9 protein-coding genes are annotated in these 10625 nt (G+C 47.3%); 3 read left to right on the top strand and 6 right to left on the bottom strand.

Annotated features, from left to right (window positions below; all coding sequences use genetic code 11):
• Positions 1 to 81: 81 nt before the first annotated feature.
• Entirely contained in the window at positions 82 to 276 is a 195-nt protein-coding gene (locus IXB50_RS15260; RefSeq protein ID WP_215609843.1) for a hypothetical protein, read from the top strand.
• Between the two features lie 41 nt (positions 277 to 317).
• On the opposite strand, the gene IXB50_RS15255 is transcribed toward IXB50_RS15260, so the two are convergent.
• The 3 genes from IXB50_RS15255 to leuC form a co-directional block, all read right to left on the bottom strand.
• Positions 318 to 2129 carry an alpha-amylase family glycosyl hydrolase gene (locus IXB50_RS15255; RefSeq protein ID WP_215609842.1) on the bottom strand — a complete coding sequence of 604 codons (1812 nt, stop codon included), beginning with the start codon at positions 2127 to 2129 and terminating at the stop codon, positions 318 to 320.
• A 579-nt stretch (positions 2130 to 2708) separates the two neighbouring features.
• The gene (locus IXB50_RS15250) at positions 2709 to 3341 is read right to left on the bottom strand and encodes a Crp/Fnr family transcriptional regulator (protein ID WP_215609841.1); all 633 of its coding nucleotides are present in this window, start codon (positions 3339 to 3341) and stop codon (positions 2709 to 2711) included.
• Between the two features lie 329 nt (positions 3342 to 3670).
• Positions 3671 to 5077 carry a 3-isopropylmalate dehydratase large subunit gene (gene leuC / locus IXB50_RS15245; protein ID WP_215609840.1) on the bottom strand — a complete coding sequence of 469 codons (1407 nt, stop codon included), beginning with the start codon at positions 5075 to 5077 and terminating at the stop codon, positions 3671 to 3673.
• 90 nt (positions 5078 to 5167) lie between these two features.
• Between leuC and petL the strand changes: the two genes are divergently transcribed.
• The gene (gene petL / locus IXB50_RS22945; protein ID WP_456319618.1) at positions 5168 to 5371 is read left to right on the top strand and encodes a cytochrome b6-f complex subunit PetL; all 204 of its coding nucleotides are present in this window, start codon (positions 5168 to 5170) and stop codon (positions 5369 to 5371) included.
• 94 nt (positions 5372 to 5465) lie between these two features.
• On the opposite strand, the gene IXB50_RS15240 is transcribed toward petL, so the two are convergent.
• Genes IXB50_RS15240 through IXB50_RS15230 form a run of 3 tightly spaced genes read right to left on the bottom strand, consistent with a single transcriptional unit; the run spans position 5466 to position 9324 of the window.
• Entirely contained in the window at positions 5466 to 6689 is a 1224-nt protein-coding gene (locus IXB50_RS15240; RefSeq protein WP_215609839.1) for an O-antigen ligase family protein, read from the bottom strand.
• Positions 6690 to 6723: 34 nt separating this feature from the next.
• Entirely contained in the window at positions 6724 to 8166 is a 1443-nt protein-coding gene (gene wbaP, locus IXB50_RS15235; protein WP_215609838.1) for an undecaprenyl-phosphate galactose phosphotransferase WbaP, read from the bottom strand.
• A gap of 33 nt (positions 8167 to 8199) precedes the next feature.
• Complete coding sequence (locus IXB50_RS15230) at positions 8200 to 9324, bottom strand: glycosyltransferase family 4 protein (protein WP_215609837.1); 1125 nt, start codon at positions 9322 to 9324, stop codon at positions 8200 to 8202.
• Positions 9325 to 9405: 81 nt separating this feature from the next.
• Between IXB50_RS15230 and IXB50_RS15225 the strand changes: the two genes are divergently transcribed.
• Positions 9406 to 10557: a DegT/DnrJ/EryC1/StrS family aminotransferase gene (locus IXB50_RS15225; RefSeq protein ID WP_326520813.1), complete on the top strand. Its 1152-nt coding sequence runs from the start codon at positions 9406 to 9408 to the stop codon at positions 10555 to 10557.
• Positions 10558 to 10625: the final 68 nt, after the last annotated feature.

Genomic DNA, 10625 nt, shown 5'->3' with positions numbered 1-10625 from the left:
TGAAATCACTATGATAGTAGTACAATCCCTGCCATATCAGGCGTTCATGCCTTATTTGTCATACTGAGAATTGCTGTAATCGTGGCCGATATCCATCGAGTTCAGACTTCATGCGGGTATGGTGTTCCCATGTATGACTATCAGGGACAACGGCCTACTCTACCGATATGGGCGGAGAATAAAGGCCCAGATGGTATAGCCAAATATCAAGTGGCCAAGGGGCGTACTAGCATTGATGGCTTAATAACTCCCCTTGGCCAGGCTCAGGCTCTTTAAGTCAAGACTCAGTACCTGATTCCTTGATTTAAGACAATGGCCTAAACCTGGTAGAGAAACTCCAGATCTACTTGGTCTGGTGTGTTAGATGAGTCGTAGTAGGGACAGTTTGTCAACCAAACTGACTGATATGGCTTCAGTTTATAAGTGGCATGTAAATCTTCAAAGTGGTCGCCGCTAATTAAATCCATCCAGCTATCAGTATTGACCAAGTTCAGTTCACTCAAACGCAAAGTATGGGGTTGGTTGCTAAGATTATGAATTGAGAAAATACTCTGATCGCGAGCAATACTCTGACGCCAGAATGCAAAAATCGCTGGATTGTCTGGATGCAACGTATATTGGGTTGCGTTCGGATGGAAAGCTTTTTGCTGACGACGAATTTTGATCAGTCGTGACAGTTCGGCTAGGACGATGGATTGAGGTGTTTCAGGATCGTTTAAAAGAGCATCTAAACGTCGTTTCTCCCAACAATGCCGATTTATGGAGCGGTTATGTCCCGTTGCTGCTACATTTTCTAAATCGTTGGGTGTGGCCAGCAGACTATGAATATAGAAAGCCGGAATCCCTTCCAGGGACATCATTACTGTTTGGGAGCAAATGAAACGCTCAATTTGCCACTGGTCAGGCCCTTGGGCCGTTCCTTGCATTGCATCAAATAGAGAGATATTGATCTCATAGGGAGACTCACTGCCGTCAGCTTGACTGCGCATACTGATTTTGGCACCAAAACTGCGCATGGTTTCGATCAGTGTCTCAAATTCCTGAGCTTCTAAAAGACCTTCTGTGGGGCGCATACCAATGCCATCGTGAGATGCAGTGAAGTTAAAGTAGGCGCAGCCAATGGGAGCCGGAGGCATACTCATCATCCAAGTTTTGAGATGATCCGCTCGTCCTTGCATCAATGCATTGAGCAGTAGAGGTGGCAGACTGAAGTTGTAGATCATGTGTGCTTCATTGCGCTCCCCAAAGTAACTTAGGTTTTCGCGATTGGGCACATTGGTTTCGGTGATCAGTGCGATTCCGGGATCTATCATCTGTAGAATCTCACGGAAGGTTTGGATGAGCGCATGGGTCTCAGGCAAATGGATACAGCAGGTACCTAGGGACTTCCATAAAAATCCGACTGCATCTAAGCGAATATAGCGAGCGCCATGGTTCGCGTAGGCCAGCATGATATTGATAAATTCTAGAAATACATCTGGATTGCCGTAGTCTAAGTCAACCTGATCGGCGCTAAATGTGGTCCATACATGCTGTACCCCTTGACTTGTTTCTACTGGTGTCAGTAGCGGACTACTGCGTGGACGTACTACATCTGCTGTAGGCGTATCATCTGGCAAGCTAATAAAATAGTTACAACCGGGTAGTTCGTTTTGCTTGAATTGTTGGAACCATTCACTTTGGCTTGAAACATGATTGGCAACTAGATCAAACATCAGGTTAAAGTTGCGCCCGATGGCTTCCACATCAGCCCAATTACCTAGACTGTGATTAACTTCTAAAAAGTCAATCACAGCAAATCCATCGTCAGAACTGTAAGGAAAAAATGGCAGGATATGCACACCTGTAACAGTTTCTTCTAGGCGAGTGTTAAGAAACTGGTGAAGTGTTTGAAGGGGCGATGCATCATCACTGCAAATGCTATTACCGTAGGTGATTAGCAAAATCTTATCTTGATCCCACTTACCCAAATCTTCTTGGGAATGCGCTTTCAGCTGGTCTTTGGTCAAGTCGTATAGCCTAGGGAGTAGATCATCAATCTGCTGCTCAGTATAGACACGACTCAATAGAGGGCGAATTTTAGCTGTAAATCGCTCCAAGGTGATGGTGGCTTTAGACGTTGTCAACATGAATAATTAAGTCTTGATGTGGAGTATTTGTGGGCGGGCACTAGAGGTGCAGATGAGCAAATGCATACAAATAACCTTAGGGCTCAAGGTTAAATCCTTGCTCCCCAAAGTTTTCAAATATTCCTGATGGGTTGAATGTCTAGCGAGTTTTTGAATAATTAGATCAATTAAGGTCTATTTGGGACAGCTTAACCCAGGTGGCTAGATAATTCACTACCAGACTTTGTCTGGTTAGCTGGATTTATCAGCAAGACGAATAACTGTAAGATCTTAATTGTGCTTATGCGTACCTAGACTATCACCGGTTTTTCGGAAAGGTCTTGATCTAAGGACAAATATCGGGTGTGCTTCACATCTCTCAATAAACTCTGAAGCCTATATGAATTTGTAGAGTGTCTTGACTACTATAAGGAATTAAAAATAAGAAATTGAAAATAGTCGTTTCTGAATCTTTGATCACAATTAAATAGTGAAATCTATATCAATAATAGTTGCAAGTTTATGCATGTTGAACTCATAACGTGAAAAAAGGTATTTGGCATGCTGCCAAATACCTCAATCTCAATGAAAGAAACGGCTTTAATTGAGCATGCTCAAGGGCAGAATCAGATAGCGTTGATGGACTTTGAGCCAACCCTCCTTGCGAAAGTCTCTAAGTAGGCGTGTGACAGTGACCCGAGTCGTACCAATGGTTGTTGCTAGTTGGTGATGGGTTAAACGTATTGTTAGTTTTACGCCTTGGGTTTCTACCTGTCCAAAATCTTGAGCCAGCATAATCAGTAGCTGTCGCAGTCGATCTGCTACTAGGCGCTTACCAGACAGTGCTAACCATGCTTCCGACTGTTGTAGGCGTCGGGATAAATGGGCAAATAATCCTGCCATCAATGTAGGTGAATTTTCGAGTTCTGCCATTGGTAGAGGCAAAATATCTAACGATGTTAGAGCGGTTGCCCAGTATGGACTCACACCGGTCAAGCTGAGACCAAAGGGCATAGACGGTCCAGCTAGTCCCAGTAACGTTTCGCTACCGTCTGGATGAATAGTATGCAGTTGTACAATACCTCGACAGATGACGTAGATTTCATTATGTCGTAGAGGAATGCTATGGCCTGCCGTGAACTGAGTTAGGTTGCGTTCATGATAGAGCTGTTCGAGCAGAGCAATATAATGGTCTGATGTAGGAGGTCTTTGGGGTAGCTGGGATACTGACATAGAGAAGACTAGGCCTCTGTGAATGCTGTGTGAGCAATCGGCTTTGTAAGCAATCGGCAGCAGAGATGTATTTTAGCTAACGGCAATGCTTGAATAACTCTGCTAAATATAAAACTGGCTATTCTTTCGGACATACGCCTCAGTCGGCAAGCATAACCTTCATGTATTACATTGATGATTAAATCTATACCTTGACTGAGCAGTGTTATCTGGTTCGCTTAATTGATATTACCGACATGATTAAAGCAAAGGCTTAACGTCAGGTAATCAAAAGGTTAAGAAAATCGAAACCTTTGGACCTATATTATTTGTATTTTTCCGGAGTTCAGTTAGTTCACAAGGCTGCGCACATCGCTCACCTGTCCATTGACGGCAGCCAATGCCACCATGGCTGGGCTCATCAATAGAGTTCGTCCAGATGAGGACCCTTGGCGACCTTTGAAGTTTCTGTTGGAGGATGAGGCGCTGATCTGGCGGCCTTGAAGTTTGTCGGGATTCATGGCTAGACACATAGAGCAGCCGGGTTCGCGCCACTCAAAACCAGCTTTCACAAAGATTTTATCTAGCCCTTCGGCTTCGGCCTGCTGTTTTACCTGTTCTGAACCTGAAACGACAAAGGCCTTAATGCCTGCTGCTACATGACGTCCCTGGGCAACTTTAGCAGCTTCTCTCAAATCGCTAAGACGCCCATTGGTACAGCTGCCAATAAAGCACACATCAATTGGAGTGCCCAGCATGGGCTGACCAGGAGCCAGGTCCATATAGGTATAGGCTTCTTCGATTAAGGGTTGCTCATCGGGAGTAAATGACGTCAGTCTGGGAACAGCTTCATCGACACCAATGGCCTGATCGGGACTGATGCCCCAAGTGACTGTAGGGGCAATTTCTTGAGCATCAAAGATGACAACATCGTCGTATTGAGCATCAGCGTTGCTACGTAAGCTTTCCCACCAGTTAATGGCTTGATTAAATTCATCTCCTTGGGGTGAAAACTCTCGTCCCTTAAGATATTCGTAAGTGATTGGGTCTGGATTGACATAGCCGCAACGAGCACCACCTTCAATAGACATATTGCAGATGGTCATGCGTTCTTCCATGGACATTGCCTCGATGGTGCTACCCGCATACTCATAGGCGTAACCGGCACCACCCTTGGCTCCGAGGGTGCGAATAATGTGTAAGATAACGTCTTTGGCATAGACCCCAGGAGCAAGGGTGCCGTTGACTTCAATACGTCGTACCTTCAGTTTTTCGAGGGAAAGAGTTTGGGAGGCTAGGACGTCGCGTACTTGACTGGTACCGATACCGAATGCGATCGCACCAAAGGCTCCATGGGTAGAGGTGTGGCTATCGCCACAGGCAATGGTCATGCCAGGTTGGGTTAATCCCTGTTCGGGGGCAATCACATGGACAATGCCTTGGCCGCCGGAGCCCACATTGAAAAAGCGAATGCCGTTAGTTTGAGTGTTGCTTTCGAGGGCAACAATCATATCCTCGGCGAGATTGTCGGCAAAGGGTCTGGCCTGGTTTTCGGTGGGAACGATATGGTCTACTGTGGCCACTGTACGTTCAGGAAACATGACCTGGAGGTTGCGATCGCGCAGCATAGCAAAGGCCTGAGGACTGGTAACCTCATGAATAAGATGCAGACCAATAAAAAGCTGAGTCTGCCCAGATGGCAATGTGGTGACCGTATGCAGATCCCAAACTTTATCGAATAACGTACCCTTACTCATGCTTTGCCTCTATGTGCCCTCTGTTTACCAAAAACTATCTGCCAATAAAATAGCTAGGCTCTTTATTCTAGCCTTAGAGGTTCACATTCGATGCTGTATCCAGGTAGGTATCGAGCCACTGTCTGCGACAAACCGTCAGTGAACGTGTTTCAATTAAGATATAAGGCTTTTTTTGTACTTATAAAAAGGAGTTTGGTGATGGCTGGAGCAGTGGTTTACTTAGTGCTTTTATTTGGTGCAGCAGGTGCTGGTCTTGGTATGTACTATGGACTTAAGTCTGCGAAGATTATCTAGAATAGGCTACATTTTGCATTGATAAAAATAAGGGCAGAGAAGCATACATGCTTCTCTGCCCTTATTTTTTGTGTTTGCTATTGATAATTCGATGTTATTGCTGGTGATTGACCGGTTTATTGTTGGCCAGAACTCCGATGGCTGCAATTAGGAACCAACTCAGTACATTAATACGAGCATCAAACAGGGTGACATCAAAGAGGGCGAATAAAATGCATCCAGTAAAGGCTAAAAGATAACTCAGTAGAATCGGGTTGTAGTTAGCCAGCATTAGACGACGGATGCCAGTCAAGTAAGCGCGCCCTATTACCCAGCAAAAGAGCACCATGGTAGGAATACCTGTATCACAGGCTAAGTAGAGCCAAAGATTGTGGGGGTGAAACAGACGCTCATGGTCAGTCACGCTAAACGGTACATATTGATGACTAAACCCCCCCAGTCCCCAGCCTACTAGAGGTCGCTGGTGGATAAGATTCATCGCAATTTGCCAGGCGGCTACACGGGGGTCTTGGGTAAATAACGCCAGATCAAGAGCACGACCACCAAACCCTAACAGTAAAATCCCCATGGCCATAGTGCTGAGGATGGCTAGCCCTAGGAACCATACCCAGCGATAGCGCCTAGCCAGGTATCCAGCCACGCATAGTAAAACAACTTCAGCCAGTAGCCCGTTGCGGGAACTGGTGAAAAATATTCCCATGCCTGCCAGACCTGTTGCGGTTGCAATTGCCAGGGTCAACTGAGGCGATTGCCTTAGCTGTAACCGCAGTTTTCCCAGTAGTAACCCCAGACCCAGTCCGAATACAACGATCAAATAGTTACTCAAAATGTTGGGATGACTCAGGCCTCCATGGGCGCGATGACCAGCGAAACTGACATCAAATATCCACTGAAACATTTGCCAGTCTGTGACCTGGACCGCAATGCTAGGGAATCTGACAATGTATTCAACGAGAGCGGCGAGACTAAAGGGTAAAGATCCGAGGACTAGGGCCTGCGCAATGGTTGTAAAAAGAAGGCTAGACGGTCGAAAACGAGGCGCGGTCGCGAGTACTCCAACCAGCAAAAAATAGGGTAGAAAGTTAGCCAGTTGCAACCATGCATCGCTAGGATTTACGGCAAAACATGCACTGATTAATAGCCCTAAGGCTAACAGACCATACCCCTGTTGCCATAGGGTCTGGCGAATTGGGTAAAGCCTCTGGTAGAGGGCCGTAAGCATAAGCGCCACGAGCATAACTAAACTCAAGTAGCTAGCGAAGGGCAGCATCACCAATGCACTCACCCATAGCCAGTCATCCCAAGGAGCTGAGCGCATGATTGTCAGACATCTTTCCATGGATTGGGCTGAGTTAATATGCACCATCCCCCATTAGGACTACCCATACTGTTCTGATTAAAATGTAGAGATCCAGCCAAACTGACCAGTTCCGTACGTAATAGGCGTCAAGATTTACCCGTTCTTCGTAGGTGATGTTGTTGCGACCTGAGACCTGCCATAGACCTGTAAGCCCTGGTAGTACCTGAGTGTAGAGTTCGAACTTGTCAGCATAACGACGCACCTCATCATGGACGATGGGACGTGGCCCCACTAAACTCATTTCACCCCGTAGCACGTTCCAAAGTTGAGGCAGTTCATCCAGGCTTGTTCGTCGTAACCAACGGCCCAAGCGAGTAATGCGGGGGTCATATTTGAGTTTGCGGTCTTGGTTCCAAGTGTCACGCAGTTCTGGCTGACTGTTTAGGTACTCCTTGAGAACTTTGTCCGCATTGGGTACCATGGTGCGAAATTTCCAGGCTTTGAAGGGACGCCCCCGACGCCCGATACGGACCTGGGCATAAAAAATGGGTCCCGACGAATCGAGGTGAATGGCCAGAGCCGTCAGAACAATCAAGGGTAAACAAACGAGGCCAACGATTATGGTCAAACACTGATCAAGCAGACTTTTGGTGAGTTTGGGGCCTGGTAGTAATAGTTGTTGCCGAGATTCCAGACCGAGAACGCCGCCAAGATCGCGAGCGGCGACCCACAGACTTGCCATGCCAAAGAGGTCAGGGATAATCAGTAGATGAGGAAATGCACGACCGTATCGCTGTGCAACGTAAAGTAATCGGTCGCGATGCACCCCTGGCATGGCCATAATGGCGTAGGGTATATGGTCGCGGTTAGCCAGAGCAGGGGCTTGGGCTAAGTTACCAATCACTGGTACCCCTTCGAGGCTACCGTGTTTATTGACATCATCATCGAGCACCGCCACCGGTTTAAGGCCTAAGGCTGGCTGGCGATGCAATGTACGGATGACAAGGGCTCCGGTTTCACCAGCTCCCAATACTAAGACTGGATATCCCCACCAGGATCGTTTAGCAACTAGGGCGCGCAGTGCATATCGCCCCAGCAGCGGCACAATAATCGATAGCCCCCAGGCCATCAAAAATACTCCTCGGGAATATAGCTCTAAATCCCGAAATAGAAAGATGGCTGAGCCAAGGGTGAGATAGAGCAGTGTCGTGGTTAGGGTTAAGCGTCGCAGTTCTTCCACAGGGCCAATGCCGTGGCCTGGGTAAAGACCTGAAAGGCCATAGCCTAGTAAAAAAAGACTGAGCAGGGGCCATAATTCCCAGTAAAGTGGGGGCTCATACACTCCGTTGAACCATAGACGAATATAAACACTGGCAATACCGGCAAAACTTAAACACAGGGCATCGCTCGCGACTAACGCTGTCACCATGTAAGCAGGGTGAGCGTTGACTTGGAGGGGTGCGATCGCAGGTTTAGTCGGCTGAGAGAGCGTCATGATTATTAAATCTGGCCGAGAGCGATAACCTAACTACTCTAAGGGATTACCTTGCAAGAAGCCTGTATAGGTTTGCTCAATACAGGTACGAAATTGGTCATGAAAGCGTTGGATCGAAAATTGTTCTGCCTGGTATCTTAGATTTTCTCGGTTTAATTCATACATACCCACCTCAAAGGATTTTACGGCCTGTACCAGACTGTCAACTGTCTGTTCCGGAAATAGAATGCCGGTTTTTCCATGGATGACTGTTTCAGTGACCCCCCCTCGACCAAATGCAATCACAGGGCTTCCGGCAGCTTGAGCCTCCACTGGGGTAATCCCAAAATCTTCCTCCGCTGGAAAAATAAACCCCTTGCACCGTTGCATATGATCCGTCACCACCGCATCAGTTTGCTTGCCTAATAAGCGAATATTCGGACCCGCCATGGCCTTAATCCGTTGCCAGTCGGAGCCGTCTCCAATTATCACCAGTGGTAGACCCAACTGGTTAAATGCCTCTACCGTCAGGTCTACTCGTTTATAAGGAACAAATCTAGACACCGTTAAGTAGAAGTTGTCACGGGGATGTTGCCACTCAAATCGCGACACATCGACTGGTGGATAAATCACCGTTGCCGGTCGACGATAGGCACGCCAAATCCGCTTCGCAATAAACTGAGAATTGGCTAGAAATCGATCCACCCGATTCGCACTGACGGTATCCCATAGCCGCAGATAGTGCAAAATCAGGCGAGTGATACCTCCCTTGAGGCCACCTTCTAATCCTGCTTGTCGTAGATATTGATGTTGTAAGTCCCAGGCATAGCGAATGGGAGTATGCACATAGCTGATATGTAACTGATGAGGTGCCGTTAGTACCCCCTTAGCTACCGCATGGTTGCTGGAAATCACTACATCGTAAGCAGACAAATCAAACTGCTCAACGGCCAGGGGCATCAGGGGTAAATATTGTCGAAAGACTCGTTTTGAAAACGGCAGCCTTTGAATAAATGATGTTTGTACAGAACGATGTCCAATAAAATGCCGCTGTTCTGGCGACAAAAAATCCACCAAGCTGAATAGATCGGCTTCTGGATAAAGCTGCAAAATTTGCTCCACAACTTTCTCAGAACCAGCATGGCTAGCTAGCCATTCATGGACAACGGCAACACGCATAGCAAAATGACGACACAAATCGTCCTAAGATTCTAGAGCAGAGCCCTGCAGCATTAAGACCATTAGGGTAATTGAAATACCGTGAGCCAGATCAACATCCCCATTCTTGACCTCAAGCCTCAGTACCAAGCCATTAAAGCGGAAGTACAAGCTGCCATCAATCAGGTCTTAGACTCCGGGCAATTCATTCTAGGACCTGTGGTCCAGGCATTCGAAAACGATGTGGCCAGTTATTTGGGGGTTAAGCATGCCATTGGTGTAAATTCCGGGACCGATGCCCTCGTCATTGGTCTGCGAGCCATGGGCATCTTGCCTGGGGATGAAGTCATCACCACACCCTTTAGCTTTTTCGCAACGGCAGAATCCATCAGTACGGTGGGAGCGAAGCCAGTATTTGTCGATATTCGGCCCGATACGTTTAATATCGACCCACACCTCATTGAGGCTGCAATTACGACCAAAACCAAGGCCATAATGCCAGTGCACCTCTATGGCAATCCAGCCGCCATGGCCCAGATTATGGAGATTGCCGCTAAGCATAGTCTCAAGGTGATCGAAGACTGTGCTCAGGCATTTGGAGCGGTTTATCAAGGTGACAGCAGTGGCTCCCATGAGAACTGTAAGGAAACAACGCGCGAGCAGCTCATGGGAAGCTATGTAGGCACCATCGGCCATGTAGGAGCATTTTCATTTTTCCCTACCAAAAACCTGGGAGCTTACGGTGATGGTGGCCTCATCACCACCAATGACGATGATATTGCTGAAGCCGCTCGTATGTTACGCGTTCATGGGGCTAAAGAGCGCTACAACAATCTGATACTGGGGTATAATTCGCGTCTCGATGCGATGCAGGCAGCTATTTTACAGGTGAAACTGCACCACATAGATGAGTGGAATAATAAACGACGCTGGATAGCAGATAACTATAGTCGGTTACTGATGGATGTGGATGGGGTGATTACGCCTGCTCCATCTGCGGGGCATGTGTTTCATCAATATACGATTCGGGTGCTAGATGGGAATCGCGATCGCATCAAGCAAGTTCTCACCGAGGCCGGTATTGGATCCATGATCTATTACCCCATTCCCCAGGACAAACTGCCCATCTATGTCGACCAATATCCCGACCTAACCATTAGCAATCAACTCGCCCAAGAAGTCCTGAGTTTACCCATGTGGCCCGAACTTAGCCTGAAACAAATTGAGACCGTCGTCGACTCACTTAAAGCATGATCATTTATCCAGAATCCTAATGGCAGGAGCGAATCCATTAGGGCAGGCGTTACTGTAACCATTGTTTG

Source organism: Leptothoe spongobia TAU-MAC 1115, assembly GCF_018739885.1.
Taxonomy (GTDB): domain Bacteria; phylum Cyanobacteriota; class Cyanobacteriia; order Phormidesmidales; family Phormidesmidaceae; genus Leptothoe; species Leptothoe spongobia.
The sequence above is the reverse complement of the archived record's forward strand: the minus strand, read 5'-3'. Positions and strand labels throughout refer to the sequence as shown.

Bases quoted from the DNA above. Each gene is read 5' to 3' on its own strand.
- IXB50_RS15230 (WP_215609837.1), bottom strand. From the start codon at position 9,324: ATGCGTGTTGCCGTTGTCCATGAATGGCTAGCTAGCCATGCTGGTTCT.
- IXB50_RS15255 (WP_215609842.1), bottom strand. From the start codon at position 2,129: ATGTTGACAACGTCTAAAGCCACCATCACCTTGGAGCGATTTACAGCT.
- petL (WP_456319618.1), top strand. From the start codon at position 5,168: ATGCTGTATCCAGGTAGGTATCGAGCCACTGTCTGCGACAAACCGTCA.
- leuC (WP_215609840.1), bottom strand. From the start codon at position 5,077: ATGAGTAAGGGTACGTTATTCGATAAAGTTTGGGATCTGCATACGGTC.
- wbaP (WP_215609838.1), bottom strand. From the start codon at position 8,166: ATGACGCTCTCTCAGCCGACTAAACCTGCGATCGCACCCCTCCAAGTC.
- IXB50_RS15250 (WP_215609841.1), bottom strand. From the start codon at position 3,341: ATGTCAGTATCCCAGCTACCCCAAAGACCTCCTACATCAGACCATTAT.
- IXB50_RS15240 (WP_215609839.1), bottom strand. From the start codon at position 6,689: ATGCGCTCAGCTCCTTGGGATGACTGGCTATGGGTGAGTGCATTGGTG.